13 protein-coding genes are annotated in these 20,183 nt (G+C 32.0%); 7 read left to right on the top strand and 6 right to left on the bottom strand.

The annotated features are described in order from the left end of the window. Window positions 1–46: 46 nt before the first annotated feature. Complete coding sequence (locus ABXT64_RS04500; protein WP_443634277.1) at window positions 47–1,579, top strand: glycine--tRNA ligase; 1,533 nt, start codon at window positions 47–49, stop codon at window positions 1,577–1,579. A gap of 58 nt (window positions 1,580–1,637) precedes the next feature. On the opposite strand, the gene ABXT64_RS04495 is transcribed toward ABXT64_RS04500, so the two are convergent. Continuing rightward, complete coding sequence (locus ABXT64_RS04495) at window positions 1,638–2,009, bottom strand: hypothetical protein (protein WP_443634275.1); 372 nt, start codon at window positions 2,007–2,009, stop codon at window positions 1,638–1,640. 274 nt (window positions 2,010–2,283) lie between these two features. On the opposite strand from ABXT64_RS04495, the gene ABXT64_RS04490 reads away from it, so the two are divergent. Next, the gene (locus ABXT64_RS04490) at window positions 2,284–4,896 is read left to right on the top strand and encodes a GEVED domain-containing protein (RefSeq protein ID WP_443634274.1); all 2,613 of its coding nucleotides are present in this window, start codon (window positions 2,284–2,286) and stop codon (window positions 4,894–4,896) included. A 59-nt stretch (window positions 4,897–4,955) separates the two neighbouring features. On the opposite strand, the gene ABXT64_RS04485 is transcribed toward ABXT64_RS04490, so the two are convergent. Then, window positions 4,956–8,393: a hypothetical protein gene (locus tag ABXT64_RS04485; RefSeq protein WP_443634273.1), complete on the bottom strand. Its 3,438-nt coding sequence runs from the start codon at window positions 8,391–8,393 to the stop codon at window positions 4,956–4,958. 279 nt (window positions 8,394–8,672) lie between these two features. Between ABXT64_RS04485 and ABXT64_RS04480 the strand changes: the two genes are divergently transcribed. The 3 genes from ABXT64_RS04480 to ABXT64_RS04470 are packed head-to-tail and all read left to right on the top strand — an operon-like array spanning window position 8,673 to window position 11,493. Next, window positions 8,673–9,440 (top strand): exodeoxyribonuclease III, encoded by a 768-nt coding sequence (locus ABXT64_RS04480; RefSeq protein WP_443634271.1) that lies wholly within the window; start codon window positions 8,673–8,675, stop codon window positions 9,438–9,440. A gap of 36 nt (window positions 9,441–9,476) precedes the next feature. Further along, window positions 9,477–10,427, top strand: a complete 951-nt coding sequence (locus ABXT64_RS04475) for an OmpA family protein (RefSeq protein ID WP_443634270.1) — start codon at window positions 9,477–9,479, stop codon at window positions 10,425–10,427. Window positions 10,428–10,455: 28 nt separating this feature from the next. Continuing rightward, window positions 10,456–11,493: an aldo/keto reductase gene (locus tag ABXT64_RS04470; protein ID WP_443634269.1), complete on the top strand. Its 1,038-nt coding sequence runs from the start codon at window positions 10,456–10,458 to the stop codon at window positions 11,491–11,493. A 3-nt stretch (window positions 11,494–11,496) separates the two neighbouring features. Here ABXT64_RS04470 and radA read toward each other — a convergent pair whose 3' ends face one another. After that, window positions 11,497–12,858 carry a DNA repair protein RadA gene (gene radA / locus ABXT64_RS04465; protein ID WP_443634268.1) on the bottom strand — a complete coding sequence of 454 codons (1,362 nt, stop codon included), beginning with the start codon at window positions 12,856–12,858 and terminating at the stop codon, window positions 11,497–11,499. A 164-nt stretch (window positions 12,859–13,022) separates the two neighbouring features. Between radA and ABXT64_RS04460 the strand changes: the two genes are divergently transcribed. Then, window positions 13,023–13,484 (top strand): hypothetical protein, encoded by a 462-nt coding sequence (locus tag ABXT64_RS04460; protein ID WP_443634266.1) that lies wholly within the window; start codon window positions 13,023–13,025, stop codon window positions 13,482–13,484. An 855-nt stretch (window positions 13,485–14,339) separates the two neighbouring features. Here the strand turns inward: ABXT64_RS04460 and ABXT64_RS04455 are convergent. Then, window positions 14,340–15,488 carry an alpha/beta hydrolase gene (locus tag ABXT64_RS04455; RefSeq protein WP_443634265.1) on the bottom strand — a complete coding sequence of 383 codons (1,149 nt, stop codon included), beginning with the start codon at window positions 15,486–15,488 and terminating at the stop codon, window positions 14,340–14,342. 113 nt (window positions 15,489–15,601) lie between these two features. Here ABXT64_RS04455 and ABXT64_RS04450 point away from each other — a divergent pair, with 113 nt between their 5' ends. Continuing rightward, on the top strand, window positions 15,602–16,309 hold the full coding sequence (locus ABXT64_RS04450) for a DUF6503 family protein (protein WP_443634263.1): 708 nt from the start codon (window positions 15,602–15,604) through the stop codon (window positions 16,307–16,309). Between the two features lie 47 nt (window positions 16,310–16,356). Here ABXT64_RS04450 and ABXT64_RS04445 read toward each other — a convergent pair whose 3' ends face one another. Then, window positions 16,357–18,789 (bottom strand): ribonucleoside-diphosphate reductase subunit alpha, encoded by a 2,433-nt coding sequence (locus ABXT64_RS04445; RefSeq protein WP_443634261.1) that lies wholly within the window; start codon window positions 18,787–18,789, stop codon window positions 16,357–16,359. 126 nt (window positions 18,790–18,915) lie between these two features. Next, a complete protein-coding gene (locus ABXT64_RS04440) occupies window positions 18,916–19,893 on the bottom strand; it encodes a ribonucleotide-diphosphate reductase subunit beta (RefSeq protein ID WP_443634259.1) in 978 nt (325 codons plus the stop codon). Window positions 19,894–20,183: the final 290 nt, after the last annotated feature.

Raw genomic sequence — 20,183 nt, 5'->3', positions numbered from 1 at the left:
TGAAACCGTTACGAGGTTATCGTAACGGTTTTTTTATTTTTGCGCTATGGCAAACGAAGATAAATTTAAAAAAGTAATATCACACGCAAAAGAATACGGTTACATTTTTGCTTCTAGTGAAATTTACGACGGACTTAGTGCAGTGTATGATTATGCACAAAACGGTGTTGAGTTAAAAAAGAATATTAGAGAATATTGGTGGAGAAGCATGGTGTACATGCATCAAAATATTGTGGGGCTTGACTCCGCAATATTAATGCATCCTAAAACTTGGGAAGCTTCAGGGCATGTTGATGCGTTTAGTGATCCTTTAATAGATAATAAAGATTCTAAAAAGAGATATCGTGCTGATGTTTTAATCGAAGATTATTGCGAAAAAATAAATAAGAAGGCGCAAAAAGAAATTGATAAAGCTAAAAAACGTTTTGGGGAAAGCTTTAATGAAGAAGAGTTTGTAACAACCAATGGAAGAGTTATTGGGTATAAAAACAAACAAAAAGAAATTTTAGAGCGCATGGCAAAATCTTTAGATAATGAAGATTTAGCCGATGTTAAAGCATTGATTGAAGAACTTGGGATTGCAGATCCAGATACCGGTTCTAAAAATTGGACCGATGTTCGTCAGTTTAATTTAATGTTCGGAACAAAACTAGGAGCATCTGCCGAAAGTGCGATGGATTTATATTTACGTCCTGAAACAGCTCAAGGTATTTTTGTTAACTTTTCTAATGTGCAAAAAACAGGAAGAATGAAAATTCCTTTTGGAATTGCACAAACAGGAAAAGCTTTTAGAAATGAAATTGTTGCAAGACAGTTTATCTTCAGAATGCGTGAGTTTGAACAAATGGAAATGCAATTTTTTGTGCGACCAGGAGAAGAAATGAAATGGTATGAATACTGGAAAGAAACTCGTTTAAACTGGCATAAATCATTAGGATTAGGGGAAGAAAATTATCGTTTTCATGACCATGAAAAATTAGCGCATTATGCAAATGCAGCTACTGATATAGAGTTTAACTTCCCATTCGGATTTAAAGAATTGGAAGGAATTCATTCGCGAACCGATTTCGATTTAAAAGCACACGAAGAACATTCAGGGAAGAAACTTCAATTTTTTGATCCAGAATTAAATAAAAACTATGTCCCTTATGTTGTTGAAACATCCATAGGTTTAGATCGTATGTTCTTAGCTGTTTTTAGTAATTCGCTTCAAGAAGAAACCTTAGAAGATGGAAGTTCAAGAGTTGTATTAAAACTTCCTTCTATATTAGCGCCAACTAAAGCAGCTATTTTTCCATTAGTTAAAAAGGATGGGCTGCCAGATATCGCAAAGAAAATCATTGAAGATTTAAAGTGGGATTATAATGTTATTTATGATGAAAAGGATGCTGTTGGAAAAAGGTACCGACGTCAAGATGCAAATGGAACACCGTTTTGTATTACGGTAGATCATCAATCAAAAGAAGATGATACTGTGACCATACGTTATCGAGATACAATGACGCAAGAAAGAATAGCTATTTCAGAAATAGGAAATAAAATAAAAGAAAGTATATCCTATCAATCTTGGTTAGGTTAATTAAATAAAAAAAAGGCTTCATTTAAATGAAGCCTTTTTAAATATAGTTAAGAAATTATTATTCTATTCTTTTTTCAATTCCGTTAATGCTAACGGGATTGGCTTTTATGCAACGATTCATTCTTCGTAAGCCAGAAAATTTTACCCAAACTTTTTCTCCATTCTTTTTAAACTCGTCTGTCATGTTTATTGGGTCAAGGTAATATTCATTATCCTTGTTTTTCATTTTTAATGTAAAAGGGCAATCACCTTCTTCTTTAGATTCAACAATTACTGCCATTGAAAATCCAGCGGCAATCATTTCAGAATTTTTCATTTCGACTTCTTTTGTATTTGTTATGTTTTTTTCTTCCGAAGCAGCCTTATTTGTTGATGAACAAGCAATTAATAGCACAGAAAATAAAGTTAGTGTTGATTTAATAAGGAACATAGTTTTTATTTAATTGTTTTCGATGTTGAAAATTACAAATAATGTGCCGCTTTATGCCCATGTTGAATTAAAAATATAAATTTATCTCGTTAAATTAATGATTCTAATTAAACTAAAAAGAGTATTCTGACTGATTTTACGGGGTTTATATCAGTAATTTTTCAGAAAAAGCTACGTTAAACTATTATTTTTGTTAAATAAATGCTTGTATTTTTCAATTATAGATAGTATTTTTGGAGACACTCAAAAAATTGTTAAACTAAAATTTAAACTAATGAATTTAAAAAATTATTTTCTCTTATTGTGTTTTGCAGTATTTACATTTACTGCTACTGCACAAAAAGACATTACGCCAAACGTTGTAACGAAAGCGCATCACAGCAGTACAATTACTGATATGGTATATGTGCCTTCAATTGCTTCTAGAATGAATGAAATCACCCCAGCGGTGGATAAAAATACAGAAGCATTAGACAGAAGATCATTAGGAAACCAAGTTGTAATTGGTAAGGATAGTCAAACAGAAGATGATTATTTAGCTAGCAACCCACATCCTTCTAAAGGATCTTTCTTTAGCAATCCTCCATCAGTTGTTTTTGATGCTTATACATCAAACTCACAACCAACAGATCCATCTGTTGCAATTGGACCAAACCACGTGTTTGTTGTATTTAATACAGGATTTACTATTTATGACAAATCAGGAGCTCAATTATTAGGACAAACTTCTCCTAATCCAGCAATTTTCCCTTCAAGTGGATGTTGTGACCTTACAGTATCTTATGATCAAGCTGCCGACAGATGGGTAGTTTCTTTCTTAGGTGGTGGAGCACAAGTTGCTATATCAGATGGACCTGATCCAATTAATGATGGTTGGAACGTATACAATGTTGCCGCTATTAATGATTACCAAAAACTTTCTGTTTGGAGTGATGGGTATTATATAACAGATAATGCAAGTTCAACTAAACTATGGGTTCTTGAAAGAGACGCTATGATTGCTGGAAATTCTGCTGGATTACAAGGCTTTACTTTGCCAGGAATTGTTACAAGTGGATTTAATAGTGCACAAGCACTTAACGTAAGTGATGATAATATGCCTGCTGCAGGTGGTGCTATTATTATGTACATGCAAGATGATGCATGGGGTGGTGTTACAACCGATCATATGAAATTATGGACAGTAGATATGGATTGGGGAACTCCAGGAAACTCTACTATTTCTGCTGCACAAGAAGTTCCTTTAACTCCATTTATCTCTGTATTTGATGGTGGTAGTTTTGTAAACTTAGCGCAACCAACTGGAGGAACTTCAGTTGATGCTTTACAAGCAACTATTATGAATCAAGCTCAATTTAGAAAATTTGCTGGTCATAACTCAGCTATCTTCAACTTTGTAGTTGATACAGATGCTGGTGGAGGTGAATTAGCAGGTGTACGTTGGATGGAATTCCGTCAAGCTGCAGATAACACGGCTTGGTCATTATACCAAGAAGGTACTTATGTAGCACCAGATGGAAGACATGCATGGCATGCTAGTATGATTATGGATGGAAGTGGTAATATAGGGATGGGATATACTTCTATGTCTGGACCTACAACTCCTACTACAGTAAGAATTAGTTCTTATTATACAGGTAGATTTGATGGTGATCCATTAGGAACTATGACTGTAAATGAAGAATTAATTTCTGCAGGTAATGCTAATATTCCAAGTACTCGTTATGGAGATTATAGTAAAATTGATATTGACCCTTCAGATGATGCAACTTTCTGGTTCATCAATGAATATTTTAATAGTGGAAGAAAAGGTGTAGTTGGTGCTTTCCAATTAGAGCCAAATACAACTACTAACGATATTGGAGTTACAAACATTACTTCTCCAGTAACTGGTCTTTTAACAAATTCTGAAACTATTACGGTATCTGTAAGAAACTATGGGATTAATGATATCTCTGATCCACAAATACAATATACTATTAATGGAGGAGCTGCAGTAACACAAAACCTTGGAAGTACCCTTTCAGCTGAAACTACTGAATCATTTACATTTACTACAACTGCAGATTTATCTGCTGCTGGGGATTATGTAATTTGTGCTCAAACTAATTTAGGTGGAGACTCTAATGGTGCTAATGACGAATTTTGTAAAACTGTTACAAATGGAGTTATTTACTGTGATCCAGGAGCTGATTGTTCATTTGGTGATGGTTTCACTTTAGTTTCTGTAGAAGAAATTAACAATACTTCAGGTTGTGAAGGGTATGCTGATTTTACAGACCAAGAAGCTACTTTAAATCCAGGAAATACTTACAGTGTTACATTTACAACTGGATACGGTGATCAAAATGTTAAAGGTTGGATTGATTTTAATGACGATGGAAATTTTGAAACTAGTGAAATAGTTGTTCCTAACTTTATAATTGCTCCAGGTGAAGCTGCGGGTGTTTTTACTGAAACTTTAGATTTAGTTGTTCCTTCTGGAGTTACTGAAGGAGCTCATAGAATGAGATTTAAATCTAACTGGCAAGCTGATGTTCCTAATGATGCATGTGAGGAAACTCAATATGGTGAAACGGAAGATTATACTGCTAATGTTGGTAGTTTAAGTGTTGAAGATCTTTCAATTACTCAAGGAAGCTTAATCGTTACAACATTACCAAACAAGCAGTTCGGTATTTCTTTAACTACTGAGTTTGATGGTATAGCTTCAATCGCTATTTATGATATATTAGGTCGTACATTAGCTTTTAATAACCTTCAAAAAGAGGGAGCTAGTTATAACTATGACTTAGATATGTCTTATGCTGCAAGTGGAGTTTACTTAATCAAAATAGGAGATCAAGATTCTAACACTTATAAATCAGCTAAAATTATTGTAAAATAAGTTTAGACTAGAATTATAAATATTTTAAAGCCCTCATGAAAATGAGGGCTTTTTATTTTTTAGAAATATGCTTTTAATTGAATACTACCTGAATGAATGGTAGAAGAGTTTTTACTTTTTCTTCCGAAGTAAGAAAGGTTAGCGTCTAAATATTTAGTGATTTTTTTCTGAAATAATAAGCGCCATGTAAAATTAACACCCGGTTGTAAACCTTCTAATATTTGATAGGCTACTGGTGAAAATGCGGAGCCAGTAAAAGCATTATCTATATAATTAAATTCACCATTAACAGATAGCTTTTGAGCCCTTGAATACGAAAAGGAAACCCCTAATTTTTGTTGTTCTAATTGTTCCTTCTCTCCAAGCGTATTTTCTTTGTTGAGCAATTGATAAAACATATCAAATTTTGTTTGAGAATTTAATATATAAGAAATTTTAGGAGCAATGTTATTTACCTCTAATTTGTAATTTCTATTTTCAAAATTTTCAGAAATACTTTCATTAGTACCTATAGTGCTTTTTAAATTTGCCAGCCAAGTTTCCCAAATTTTATGAGTAAAATTTAATTGATGATTTTTAATTTTATTCTCTAATAAGCCAACAGATAATAAATTTCTGCTAGAGGAGGAAACATAGGTATAGCTAGTAGTGTATTTTTGCTTCCCTCTATTAAAAAATAACGCATTTCTAAAGTTTAAATTTAACCCCAACTCATCTTCACCACCCTCTTCAAATGGATTGATAGAAAAACTATCGTTCTGCTGTTTTATTTTTCGATCAAGCACATAGGAGGTTTGGTTGTAAAAGTGCGATAAAAGCTTCTTAAAACCTGTTTTTGAAGACCATTGTTGTGGGTTAAGGGTAAGGATCTGACTAAACTTATTTTCTCGAATTTTTATAAATAATTGATTGGGTAGTAAAATCCGCACATATTCAGCTTCATCCTGAAATTGTGCAATTTCAAATTCATCTAATTCTTGTATTTCATTATTGTTATAATCATTCCAAGTATAAATACCAGCACCTGGTTCTACTTGTATGTATGTGAATTCTTGTTGAGGAATCACTCCATTATTGGTCTGTAATACCGTATTTAAACGAATGGCTCCTTTAAATAAAGTTTGATTATATAATAATCTTGAATTTAAAAATTGCTCTTCATCAGGTAATTCATTTTGATTTTCATCTAAAAACTCATCTTTTAGCGTTCTATAATTTGCAAAAAATGAAAGTTGTGAACTCTTAGTCTGAATTAATTTTGATTTTAAATAGAACGTATTAGAAGTAGATACTCTTTGTAAGGAAGTATTTCGAACACTGTCATTAACACGATATTGATACCCTAGTTCTACAAAAACCTTGGTGCTATCTCCAATGCCTGTATAAACTTCATACGCATTAAATCGCTGACTTTGTGGCGTTAAACTATCATTTGCAATTGTTTTAATTTGATTATCCTCAGCATTGATTTTAGCGCCAATCCAATTTTTCTTAAAAGAATAGGAGGTATTATTATTAATTCTTATAAATTTTGAATCAATTAAATCACCCTTGCTTTCTAAAAAACTTCCTGTGGTATTAATTTTAAATTTTGAAAGTCTAATGTTAGAGTTTAAAACATGACGGGTTCCCTTAAAATTTTCTGAAAATTCTAAATTCTGAAATTCATACGTTATAGCTCCATTTTTAGCATCTGAATATTCTAAACCTCCAATCAAAAATCGTTGATTTCCTAATGGATTTTCAAGATTCCAATCTCGATTAAATTCGATAGAATATAAACGTTCTATAGTTTTAAAATCTCTGTTTATAATGTCTAAGGAAACAAAAGCATCTAGTTTAGTGCTGTCATTAGGTTTTAAAATTATTTGTTTTGCCTTTATTTTTCCAGCAAACCCATCATTATTACGATCATCAATCGAGGAAAATAAGTTCAAATCATTTTTACTTCCAGAGAACTCAAATGAAACATTCGTTTTTTCTGAAGGGTGATAGGTTCCTGTAATCCCAGCAATTTGTATTTTTTCAGGAGGAGTTAACCGTACAATGGGTTCATAATTACCTTGAGGAATACCGTTTATAGGGGCAATATATTCAAATATTCTACTAATTGCATTCGCAGTACTTATCATATAATTACCAGCGCCATTTCCAACCAAAGTAAATCTTACATTGTATAATTCATCTTCGGGATTGTTAGAGAAACTAAAAATTTCGACACCTTCAACAATCTCTTTTTTATATAATATTTTATTTTCAGAAAAGGTATCTAAAATAGCGGAAGGTGCATTCATTAAAGTATTGTCATCTCCGGCATTTTGTAATATATCTACTTGTTCTTCAGATAAATTTTGTTGAAGCGGTTGATTTTTAGCATCATTTTCAGAATATACATACACTCCTATATCTAATTTATCACTGGTATAATTACCTCCACCATATCCAATAAAACGAGTGTAATTTCGATCTGTAAATTGATATTCAACAGAAATTCTCATGTTTGCTGTGATAGGATAAGTTGGATTAAATTTTATTTCACCCGCATTATAATCAATTACGTAATCTTTATTTTCACCTCGTTCTAAAAGCAATCCATTTACATACACACGTTCACTGCCAGAAACGATTAAAATAAATAACTCACCATTAGATCCAATTAATTTATAAGGACCTTGGTTTCCATCTTGTCCCAAAAACTCACTTTTTGAAAAAACTCCTCGCACTAAAGCACCAGATACAAACGCAGAAGTTTTAGCGCCCGAGTCATGATTTATAGACCCTTTCAGTGAAATTCCTTGTACTTTTTTTGTGAAATTAGCAAACGAACTGTTTTGGTTTGTAAGCTCAACATCTCCCGCTCGTATATTCCAATTATCACTGAAAAGTTCAATAAAAATCTGATCAAATTCATCTAAACTTTGAGAATACCCTCCTTCTTGTGTTGGAATATTTGCATCTTGAATGGAGGCTCTAATAGAGACTTTATCACTTAACTTTCCTGTAATTTGTAAATCAAGTTCAGAATTTACAACAGCATTTTGATTATTTCCAACGGTGACTCCTCTCGTAATACTCCCTACCGTATTTAACCCTTCAAAAGGAGTAAAAACTTTTTTATTGTTAGCTTGCTGAAGAGAGTAAAATCGATCAATAGAACCATCACTGTCTACAATAATACTTGGATCTATACCCAAGTATTCTTTTGTTAAAAAGGAAGGATAGCTTAGGTAGTTTATGGTAATTGAATCATGTCGCGTTCTTGTTTTTTCAGAAAGAATAACAATTCCTTTTTTAAAATCTACCCGATACTTCGTTGAATCAATTACAGTACCTTTATTATCCTTAATTTGAAACTGCGAAGGTTGTATACTAACTGAGTCTATTACAATAGTATCCTTTACCGCAACATTCTTAGATTTATAATTTGATGAAATATCTTGCGCATAGCCAAAACTGACAATAAAACACATGAATAAAAAAATGGTAAATTTCATCATTACTACAACTTAACAAAAGCTAGTTTATTTTGTGAACTTTTTTTGAATATTTTTCTTAAAATTAACGAAGTAAAAATACAATCCTATTCCCGTGAAAATGGGAATCTCATTATAAAATAGTCATTTAGCAAATTTTCGAGTAAAATTATATAAATTTTAACTGAATTGAGTCGTGCCAAAATGAATCTCCTTTTTGATTATTTCTTATTTTCGTGTTATTATTAACCTAATGCTTTAAAAGTATTTTATAAAAGATACCCGCCTGCGCGGGCAATTCAAATGAAAATAATATCATACAACGTAAATGGCATCCGTGCTGCGATGAAAAAAGGGTTTATTGATTGGCTTCAACAAGCAAATCCTGATGTTATTTGTCTTCAGGAAACAAAAGCGATGGAAGAACAGGTAGATGTTTCTGCAATTGTAGCTGCCGGTTATCCTTACCATTATTGGTATAGTGCTCAAAAAAAAGGATATAGTGGAGTGGCTATTTTTTCAAAAAAGAAACCCAACCATATAGAATATGGTACAGGAATCGAGTCTATGGATTTTGAAGGAAGAAATCTTAGAATCGATTTTGAAGGGGTTTCTATTATGAGTTTATACTTGCCTAGTGGAACCAACATTGCACGCCTTGACTTTAAATTAAAATACATGGCCGCTTTTCAAGACTATGTAAATAATTTAAAAAAAGAGTTGCCAAACCTAGTAATATGTGGAGATTATAATATCTGTCATGAAGCCATCGATATACATAATCCGGTTTCCAATAAAAATTCTTCAGGGTTTTTACCAATAGAAAGAAAATGGATAGGCGAATTTATGGATAGTGGATTTATCGATTCATTTAGGCATTTAAATAAAGAACCTCATAATTATACATGGTGGAGTTATCGCGCAAATTCGAGAGCTAATAATAAAGGTTGGAGGATAGATTATAACATGGTTTCAAAACCTTTACAAGAAAACATAAAACGCGCCGTTATATTACCAGAAGCACATCATAGTGATCATTGCCCGCATATGGTAGAGCTTTCATTATCTTAAAAAATAAACTCTAATTGTCCCAAATCTAAAATTATAATGAAAAAGTTTTTCTTCGGAATACTAACATCCATACTATTATCTTCTTGTGTTTCTTCAAAAATATATGAAGATTTAAAAGGCAAATACGACAATCTTAAAACTGAAAATGAATCGCTAATGTCCCAATTAGACGATAAAGGAGGAGATAAAGATGAGTATTCAATAAACCAGCTTAAAAAAGAAGTAGAAAAATTAACTTCAGAAAATAGTCGCCTTAAAATGGACTTAGAGGCTTCCAAAAATAATTATGATAGAATAAAATCTTCCTATGATGCTTTAGAAGAAAATAGTTCTTCTTCTCTTACTGAAAACCTTGAACTCAACAGAAAATTGTTAGAACAATTAGAAGAAAAGGAAAAAGAATTAGTAGCAGAAAGCAAGCGTTTAGAGCAACTTAAGAAAGATTTAGCTTCCCGATCAAAAAGAGTGGAAGAGTTAGAAAGTATCTTGGCTTCAAAAGATGCTAAAATGAAATCTTTAAAAGATGCTATTTCTGCAGCACTTACAAATTTTGAAGGCAATGGCTTAACTGTAGAACATCGAGATGGAAAAGTATATGTTTCTATGGAAAATAAATTATTGTTTGAAAGTGGAAGCTGGTCTGTGAACCCTAGAGGAAGAGAAGCTGTTTTACAGTTAGGTAAAGTACTAGCAAAAAACCCAGAAATCGCAGTGTTAATTGAAGGTCATACAGATAATGTTGCCTATGGAGGAAATGGCCCTTTAAAAGATAATTGGGATCTTTCAACAAAACGTGCCACAGCAATTGTAACTATATTAAGTTCAAATCAAAAAATTATTAAAGAGAATTTGACCGCTGCTGGACGTAGTGAATTTGCTCCTATAGATTCTAATGCTTCTTTTGAAGGAAGAGCAAAAAATAGAAGAATCGAAGTGATTTTAACGCCAAAACTGGATGAAATCAGTAAATTGTTAAACGAAATATAATATTCCAAAGCTTTAAAAAGCAATATCAATGAATTATAAAAAAATACCTAATACCTCTTTAAATGTAAGTGAAATTTGCCTTGGAACCATGACTTGGGGAGAGCAAAATGATGAAAAAGAGGGCCATGAACAATTAGATTACGCTTTGGAAGAAGGAGTTAACTTTATTGATACTGCTGAAATGTATGCAGTTCCAGCCTCTCCTTTAACACAAGGTAAAACGGAAGAAATTATAGGCACGTGGTTCGCTCAAAAAAAGAATAGAGATCAGGTTATTTTAGCAACAAAAGTTGCAGGTCCTTCAAGAGGTTTTCAACATATTAGGGAGCAATTAGATTTTAGTGCAGCTTCATTAGAACATGCTTTAAATCATAGTTTAAAAAGACTACAAACAGATTATATAGATCTTTATCAGTTGCATTGGCCAGAAAGGAATGTAAATATTTTTGGGGTAAGAGATTATAATTATAATGTAAATGAACAATGGGAAGATAATATTGCAGCGATTATAGAAAGACTTGAAATCTTTGTAAAACAAGGAAAAATAAAACACATCGCTTTATCGAACGAGACTCCATTTGGATTAATGCGCTATATGGAAGAACACAGAAAAGGAGCGATGAAAATGGTCTCTGTTCAAAATGCATATAGCCTACTTAATCGTAGAGATGAAATTGCTTTGACAGAAGTATTACACAAAGAAAATTTAGGATATTTACCTTATTCACCTTTAGCATTTGGACAGCTTTCAGGAAAATATTTACATGGTGCTACTCCAGAAAATGCAAGAGTTACATTATTTCCTAACTACTCTAGGTATCATGGAAAAGCTTCATTTGAAGCGACTATGAAATATAATGATCTGGCGAATAAACATGGACTTAGTTTGACACAAATGTCATTAGCTTTTGTTCGACAACAACCATTTGTAACTTCAACGATTATAGGAGCAACTACAATGGATCAACTTTCAGAAAATATAGGGAGTATGAATGTAATTCTTTCCGAAGAAATTTTAAATGAAATAAATGATATTCATAGCCAGATTCCAAATCCGGCGCCCTAATTATTATCCAAATAAATGCCGCACCACATCATGAACTTTTGTAACACCAATAATGTTTATTTTATAGTTCGTTTTTGGAAGTTTACAATGTTTTGAGATAATTATAGAAGTAAAGCCAAGTTTTTCAGCTTCCATAATTCGTTGATCAATCCGAGGTACAGGGCGAACTTCTCCAGCAAGACCAATTTCAGCAGCGAAACACATTGACTTATCTATCGAAATGTCAATATTCGAAGAAAGAACGGCTGCGACTACAGCCAGGTCAATAGCAGGATCATCGACTGTAATTCCGCCAGTAACATTTAAAAAAACATCTTTTGCCCCTAGTTTAAATCCAGCTCTTTTCTCTAAAACAGCCAATAACATATTTAACCTTTTAGCATTAAATCCAGTAGTACTTCGTTGAGGTGTTCCATAAACAGCACTACTTACCAAAGCTTGAATTTCGATCATTAAAGGACGCATGCCTTCTAAAGTAGCTGCGATTGTAGTTCCACTTAAATCTTCTTTATTTTTAGAAATTAATAGTTCAGAAGGGTTATGTACTTCCCGTAATCCATTGCCTTGCATTTCATAAATTCCTAGCTCATTGGTAGAGCCAAATCTATTTTTTTGTGCTCTTAATATTCGATACACATGATTACGGTCACCTTCAAATTGAAGTACGGTATCCACCATATGTTCCAATACTTTTGGGCCTGCAATATTTCCATCTTTGGTAATATGCCCAATAAGAATTACTGGGGTAGCAGTTTCTTTTGCAAATTTGATAAGTTCGGTAGTAGATTCTCTTATTTGGGAAATACTTCCAGGACTGCTTTCAATAGTATCACTATGTAATGTTTGTATTGAATCGATTATTACAATATCGGGTTGATTGGCTTCAATTTGCCTAAAAATATGCTGTGTTTTTGTTTCAGTTAAAATGTAACAATTTGTTGAGTCTGGATGAATTCTTTCCGCTCTCATTTTTATTTGTTGTGCACTTTCTTCTCCTGAAACATACAATGTTTTATAGGGTAACTGCAAAGCAATTTGAAGCATTAATGTACTTTTTCCTATACCTGGTTCACCACCTAACAAAGTTAAAGAGCCAGGAACTAAACCGCCTCCTAAAACTCTATTTAGCTCTTTGTTTAAGGTGTTAAGTCTTGCTTCAGATGTTGCTTCAATTTCTGAAATCTTTTGTGGTTTTGATGTTCTTTGTGTAGGAGAATCAGAAGTCTTCCAAGAGACTTTCTCAGCTTTCTGAATTATTTCTTCAGCAATGGTGTTCCATTCCTTACAGGAAGTACATTGTCCTTGCCATTTTGCAAATTGACTTCCGCAGTTTTGACAAAAAAAGGAGGTTTTAGTTTTAGCCATAATCTATATAGCTAAAATACCATAATTAAAAGGGACCTAAAAATATATCAATTGAAAATGAGAATGATTTTTTCATTCACTAAAGAAAAACACCCCTTCACTAAAAATTTAGTATCTCATTGTAATAAATACACTAAGTTTATTTTTACACTAAGTAGCTAACCATGAAAATACTATTATTTATTTCAGCTTTATTATTACTCCCCTTAATTGGTTTTTCACAACCTGCCAATGATGAATGTGTCGACCGCGAACTTATTACCATTGGAGTATTAGATTATTTAGAATGTTCTATAGATAACACCACGGCTACAGAGAGTATGGATGCATCTTGTGACGGCGTTGTAGACAACAACTTAGATGTATGGTATGAATTTGTCATGCCAGTGGATGGAAATCTATACGTTACTAATTTATCTGGAACCCATGGAATTAGTGTATTTGATGCTTGTGGCGGGACAGAAATTGTGTGTTTTAATGGTGATGGTTTTGTTTATGGTTTATCTTCAGGAATGACCTCCGTTATGCGAGTGTCTGAACGTGATATTTTTGCCGGAACAATTAACTTTAGAGTACAGGCTTTTGAAGAAGCTGGGAACGATGAATGTGCTGGAGGTGATATATAAGTTGCTCCATTGTTCATAGCATCCCAGTTTCCATTTTTTGTTGGGTCTCCATCATCGGTATAGTTACCAAATGAAAAAGATACAGGTACTAATGAAGTTTCTTTATAAGCAACGATATAAGCATCTTTTTCATCGAAAGTAAAATTATCTAATCGTATTCTACCATCAGGATTAACTGTAATTGTAAATGTTCCTCTTTCAGAATCGAAAATATATCGTTCTCTTTTTGTTTTGTCTTTTTGTCCTTTTAAAAGAAAAGAGTCTCCTCCTCTAATTAAATTTACAACGGCTTGAATTTTTTTTGAATTTCCTAAATCTAAAACGATTTCACCTTTCATAGATAAATCGTGAGTTGAAAAGATTCCTCTATAAAGACCTTCTTCATTGTTGTTATCAAATTCAGCTTTTGCATCTTGATTGTAAATAGTTGAAACTAAATCTGCTGTATTTGTTTCAGGTATAGTGTCTTGCTCTTTTTCACAGCTAGTGAAAATAAAAACAAAAGCTAAAAGCATTATAAAATTTTTTATGGTAATATTCTTTTTAATTAGTTTATAAAAATAATGCATTAGTTTAAACTATGATATACGTAATAATAGATAAATCAATTTTAATAAAAGGCTCTATATAAATTACTTAGAATGTAACATATCGTAAAAATAAAGCCGTTAGGCTAATAAATTTTTATATGTGGAAAAAAAGCAATTACTTTAATTCATGACTAATAATTAACCATTATGATTAAAATTATTTTACATATTTTACTTTGGTTATTTCCAACGTGGGATATAAAAACTGACTAGTATTAAAAATGCCTCATTAATTTGAGGCATTTTAATTTAAAATTTAGAGGTACTAGTACCCAAAATCTTCTTTTATTTTATCAGCCTTGTCTAATAGCATATCAGTAGTAATGAACTCTACCTCTTCTTTATCATAGGCTCCTTGATAGGTTCTCATTGCTTTTTTAGGTTCACCGGTTTCTTCATAATAGCGCCCTAAATAGTAATAACCTAAAGCTGTATCAGGGTATTGTTTTTTTGCTAATGTTGCAATTTCTCTTAAAGATTCCCATTGTTTTTTCTTTTCTGCAGCAGTTGCTGTAGCGATAATATCGTTTACTCTAATTGGATTTGTAAGTCCAAAAAGATCTTCTATAGTTTGGTATTTTTCTGTTAAATATAAATGTATAGGAGTTTCTAGTTTCATGATAACATCTTTAAACTCCTTTTTACTAATGGGTCTATACACAGAAAATATTTTTTCTAAAGCGTTTGGAATACCTCTTCCGGCTAATGAATAATGTGTGGCGCCGTCAAAATTATCATAAAAGTATTCGAAATTCTTGCTTTTTAATCCCGCTAAAGATTTATTTAATGCTTCGGTATTTTCCATTAAATCTTGAATATCATCGGTTCCAGTTGCCAGATAATAATAAATTTTTTTTTCAATAGAAGGAATTATTTCAGGAAGTCGTTCATCCATTAAAGGCGCTAAATCTGGACTTAAATTTATATAGCCATTAAATAATGGAGGGTCTTTAAAAAGGTAATAATTGATAAAATTTGCAGTAAAATCATGGCCTACCGCAATAATAAATTTTGCGGTACGGTAATTCTCATCAATAAAAGGCACCAACTCTAATCCAATAAATTCAAAGAAATCTACCCCTTTATCTGAAGGCAAAAAATTGGTATCGTCATAATTACAATCGTCATATCTACCATCTCCTTGCATAACACCTACAACTATAGATTCTGGCATATCTTCCCAATAGCTAAAATAATCAACATTACCCGCAACAGGTTCAAAAAGATAATCTGCATCAAGAACGATGACAATTGGATATACTTTTTCTGAATTACTTTCATAATTTCTTGGAAGTTGAATTTTTAATTTTCTTGTTTCATCTAGTTTTGTTGAATAAAACTCTTCATAAAGAATTTGAGAAGAGCAAATAAGGTTCGTAAATAAGCATAGGGTAACTAATAGGAATTTCTTCATGTTTAGATATTTGGATGACGAAAGATACTAAAATTTATAAATGAAATATTTTAAGATTATAAAAGCTTTCAGAATAAGATATTATTTAACTTCGAGGTTATAAAACTATAATTATGAAAAAATATTATATTATTTTATTCCTTTTTTCAATAAGTACTTTTGTCTTTTGTCAGAATATTACAGGAGAAGAATTACTAAATAAATCCATTGAATATCACGATCCTCAAAATAATTGGGATTCATTTAATAGTGCTTTTACTGTTGAAATGGAATCTCCTAAAAGCGCTAAAAGAACTACGGAAATAAAAATAAATTTACCTGATGAATATTTTTATTCAAAGGCAATTAAAGACACACTAACCACAGAATTTACTATAGTTAAAGAGAACTGTAGTGTTGTTTTTTGTGGAAAAAAAGAATTTTCTGAAGCGGTAGCTAAAGAACATGGTTTAAATTGTAAACGTGCTTCTATGTATAAAAATTATTATACGTATTTGTATGGATTACCTATGAAACTAAAAGATCCTGGAACAGTAATTCATAATGAAGTGGAACGAAAACTTTTTAAAGGAAAAGAATATTTGGTATTAAAAGTAACCTATGATGAACAAGTTGGCGGCGATAGTTGGTATTTCTATTTTAATCCTGAAACGTATGCGATGGAAGTATATCAGTTTTTTCATGATGAATCTAAAAATGACGGAGAGTATATATTACTTTCAGAAGAAGAAATTATAGAAGATATAAAAATACCTAAAATCAGGAAATGGTACTATATTAAAGAGGATGGGTATTTAGGAACTGATGTTATTAATAAATAAAAAAGGAAGGCTTTCGCCTTCCTTTTTTATTTATTAATATTTTGAACTTAAGACCCACACATCAAACAATCATCATCAGGTTCTCCATTTTGAGATTTCGTAAGCAGTTCACGTAATTCTTGTGGAGTCATTGGTTTGTTTGAAACAGCTGAGGTAGCTTCTACTTTAGTTTCAGCAATAACAGCAGCAGTAACAATAGGCTCTTTCTTAACTTCCTTTTTTAAGGTAAATTTAATAGCATCAACAGCACTTTTTGTGCGTAAATAGTACATCCCAGTTTTTAAGCCACTTTTCCATGCATAAAAGTGCATTGATGTTAGCTTTGCCATATTAGCATTTTCCATAAAGAGGTTCAACGATTGAGATTGGTCAATAAAGTATCCTCTATGACGTGACATATCGATTATGTCTTTCATGCTTAATTCCCAAACGGTTCTATATAATTCTTTTAGATCTTGAGGAATATTTTCTACCCCTTGAATTGAACCATTTGCGCGCATGATTTCTTCTTTTAAATCATCGTTCCAAAGGTTTAATTTTACTAGATCTTCTAATAAATGTTTGTTTACAACAATGAATTCACCAGAAAGTACTCGACGGGTATAAATATTAGAAGTATAAGGTTCAAACGCTTCGTTGTTTCCTAATATTTGTGACGTTGAAGCAGTAGGCATTGGTGCTACTAATAATGAATTACGCACGCCATTCTTCTTTATGTCTTTTCTTAGTTTAGCCCAATCCCAACGGCCACTTAATTCTTCATCTTTAATGCCCCACATATTATGTTGGAACTCACCTTCAGAAATAGGAGATCCTTTATAAGTTTCATAAGGACCATCTTCTTTGGCTTCTTCCATGGAAGCTGTTAAGGCTGCAAAATAAAGTGTTTCGAAAATTTCTTGATTCAGTTTTTTTGCTTCATCACAAGTAAATGGAAGGCGCATTAAAATAAATGCATCTGCCAATCCTTGAATTCCTAATCCAATAGGTCTGTGTTTAAAGTTTGAATATTCTGCTTCAATTACAGGATAGTAATTTCTATCAATTACTTTGTTTAAGTTTTTAGTTACACGTTTTGTGACTCTAAACAATTCTTTATGATCAAACGCTCCATTTTTCACAAACATAGGAAGTGCAATCGATGCTAAATTACAAACGGCTACTTCACCTGGAGAAGTGTACTCCATTATTTCAGTACAAAGATTTGAAGAACGGATAGTTCCTAAATTCTTTTGATTACTCTTTCTGTTTGCGGCATCTTTATAAAGCATGTACGGAGTACCTGTTTCAATTTGAGATTCTAATATTTTTTCCCAAAGTACCCGCGCTTTAATTGTTTTTCTTCCTTTATTTAGGCCTTCATATTTTAGGTACATTTCTTCAAACTCTTCACTATGCATGTCGCAAAGACCTGGGCATTCATTTGGGCACATCAATGTCCATTCTGCATCATCTTGGACACGTTTCATAAATAAATCTGGAATCCACATTGCATAGAAAAGATCACGAGCACGCATTTCTTCTTTACCATGATTTTTCTTAAGATCTAAAAAATCAAAAATATCAGCATGCCAAGGCTCTAAGTAAATTGCAAAAGAACCTTTACGTTTTCCACCACCTTGATCTACATAACGAGCGGTGTCATTATATACTTGAAGCATAGGTACAATTCCGTTAGAAGTTCCATTAGTTCCTGAAATATAAGAACCTGTAGCTCTAATATTATGAATAGAAAGACCTATTCCACCTGCAGATTGAGAAATTTTTGCAGTTTGTTTTAAGGTATCATAGATGCCATCAATACTATCATCTTTCATTGTTAAAAGAAAACAAGAAGACATTTGAGGTTTTGGAGTACCACTATTAAACAAGGTAGGAGTTGCATGTGTAAAGAATTTTTTAGACATCAACTCATACGTTTCTTTTGCAGATTCTAAATCATTTAAATGAATTCCAAGAGAAACTCTCATTAGCATATGTTGAGGACGTTCAACAATATTGCCATTAAGTTTAAGGAGGTATGAACGTTCTAGTGTTTTAAAACCAAAATAGTCATAACTAAAATCACGGTTATAAATAATGGTTGAATCTAATTCGTCTGCATTCTCTTTAATAACATTGTACACTTCATCACTTAACAAAGGAGCGGCTTTTCCTGTACGAGGATTTACATACTCATACAAATCTGTCATTACTTCAGAAAAAGTTTTCTTAGTGTTTTTATGGAGATTTGAAACAGAGATTCTTGCTGCTAGACGTGCATAGTCAGGGTGAGATGTAGTTAAGGTTGCGGCAATTTCTGCTGCTAGGTTGTCTAGTTCACTTGTTGTTACTCCATCATATAAACCTTCAATAACTCGCATGGCAACTTTTACTGGATCAACCAATTCGTTTAAGCCATAACATAATTTACGCACTCGTGCAGTAATTTTGTCGAACATGATGGGTTCTTTCCTGCCATCTCTTTTTATTACGTCCATTTGTTTCTTTGTTTTTTGTGGTTAATTATTTTTCAGGCAATACATATCTGCCCTAGATGATTTTATTCTGTAGGTATTATTGTTAAATAAAAATACCATCTTTTGGGGAGAAGACGGGTCTTTTAATTAAAAATCCGCGTCGAAACTAATTTTATTAGACTCTTTATCTTTGTTTGTAACTCCTGCTTTTTGATATTCAGAAACTCTTTTTTCAAAGAAATTTGTTTTTCCTTGAAGTGAGATCATATCCATGAAATCGAATGGATTTTTAGAGTTATATACTTTTTCACATTCAAATTCTACTAATAGTCTATCGGTTACAAATTCAAGATATTGTGTCATTAATTTTGAATTCATACCAATTAAACTAACAGGTAAAGATTCAGTAATAAATGAGCGTTCAATATCTAATGCATCTGTAAGAATTTCTGTGATACGCTCTTTAGGAACTTTGTTAATCATGTGGTTGTTATGAAGATGTACTGCAAAGTCGCAGTGCAACCCTTCGTCACGTGATATCAATTCATTAGAGAACGTTAAGCCAGGCATTAAACCTCTTTTCTTTAACCAAAAGATAGAGCAAAAACTTCCTGAAAAGAAGATTCCTTCTACAGCAGCAAAAGCAATTAATCTTTCAGCAAAACTTGGGCTATCGATCCATTTAAGTGCCCATTCTGCTTTTTCTTTAATTGCAGGAAAAACTTCTATGGCTTTAAATAGTTGGTCTTTTTCTTTATCGTCTTTTACGTACGTATCAATTAATAGTGAATATACTTCAGAATGAATATTCTCCATCATAATTTGAAAACCATAAAAGAACTTTGCTTCTGAATATTGTACTTCTGAAATAAAGTTTTCAGCAAGATTTTCATTAACAATTCCATCTGAAGCAGCAAAAAATGCTAATATATGTTTTATGAAATAACGCTCGTCGTCAGTTAATTTTTTTTCCCAATCGATTACGTCTTGATGTAAATCAATTTCTTCTGCAGTCCAAAAACTAGCTTCTTGCTTTTTATACCAATCCCAAATATCATGATGTTGTATAGGAAAAATTACAAATCTATTATCGTTTTTTTTTAAAATTGGTTCTACTTCGTTCATTGTCCGTTACGTTTTATATTATAAAAAATTAGCTGTTGCTGTAGACATACAAATATGAATATTTTTAAAAGATATTCTACCAGAATGTCTTTTAGTTTTTTAACAAAGTTTTCAACAAAGTCATTTTAGACCTGATACAAATATTTTGTTAAAAAAAATCTAAAATATCTGATCTTCAGGTATTTATAATTTAAATATTTAATTATAAACAATTAAAAATTAATCGTTGAAAACTCACAAAACGTTCTATTTTATAGGAGTTAAGCAAGTCTTTAGAAGCAATTTATTAA

This window comes from Candidatus Marifrigoribacter sp. Uisw_064 (genome assembly GCF_047730175.1).
Taxonomy (GTDB): domain Bacteria; phylum Bacteroidota; class Bacteroidia; order Flavobacteriales; family Flavobacteriaceae; genus Marifrigoribacter.
Note: the sequence above shows the minus strand (reverse complement) of the source record. Positions and strands in the feature narration are given on the sequence as shown.

Excerpts from the sequence above, each read along its gene's own strand:
- ABXT64_RS04460 (WP_443634266.1), top strand. The coding sequence starts at position 13,023 with ATGAAAATACTATTATTTATTTCAGCTTTATTATTACTCCCCTTAATT.
- ABXT64_RS04455 (WP_443634265.1), bottom strand. The coding sequence starts at position 15,488 with ATGAAGAAATTCCTATTAGTTACCCTATGCTTATTTACGAACCTTATT.
- ABXT64_RS04485 (WP_443634273.1), bottom strand. The coding sequence starts at position 8,393 with ATGATGAAATTTACCATTTTTTTATTCATGTGTTTTATTGTCAGTTTT.
- ABXT64_RS04490 (WP_443634274.1), top strand. The coding sequence starts at position 2,284 with ATGAATTTAAAAAATTATTTTCTCTTATTGTGTTTTGCAGTATTTACA.
- ABXT64_RS04450 (WP_443634263.1), top strand. The coding sequence starts at position 15,602 with ATGAAAAAATATTATATTATTTTATTCCTTTTTTCAATAAGTACTTTT.
- ABXT64_RS04440 (WP_443634259.1), bottom strand. The coding sequence starts at position 19,893 with ATGAACGAAGTAGAACCAATTTTAAAAAAAAACGATAATAGATTTGTA.
- ABXT64_RS04495 (WP_443634275.1), bottom strand. The coding sequence starts at position 2,009 with ATGTTCCTTATTAAATCAACACTAACTTTATTTTCTGTGCTATTAATT.
- ABXT64_RS04445 (WP_443634261.1), bottom strand. The coding sequence starts at position 18,789 with ATGGACGTAATAAAAAGAGATGGCAGGAAAGAACCCATCATGTTCGAC.
- ABXT64_RS04500 (WP_443634277.1), top strand. The coding sequence starts at position 47 with ATGGCAAACGAAGATAAATTTAAAAAAGTAATATCACACGCAAAAGAA.
- ABXT64_RS04475 (WP_443634270.1), top strand. The coding sequence starts at position 9,477 with ATGAAAAAGTTTTTCTTCGGAATACTAACATCCATACTATTATCTTCT.
- radA (WP_443634268.1), bottom strand. The coding sequence starts at position 12,858 with ATGGCTAAAACTAAAACCTCCTTTTTTTGTCAAAACTGCGGAAGTCAA.
- ABXT64_RS04470 (WP_443634269.1), top strand. The coding sequence starts at position 10,456 with ATGAATTATAAAAAAATACCTAATACCTCTTTAAATGTAAGTGAAATT.
- ABXT64_RS04480 (WP_443634271.1), top strand. The coding sequence starts at position 8,673 with ATGAAAATAATATCATACAACGTAAATGGCATCCGTGCTGCGATGAAA.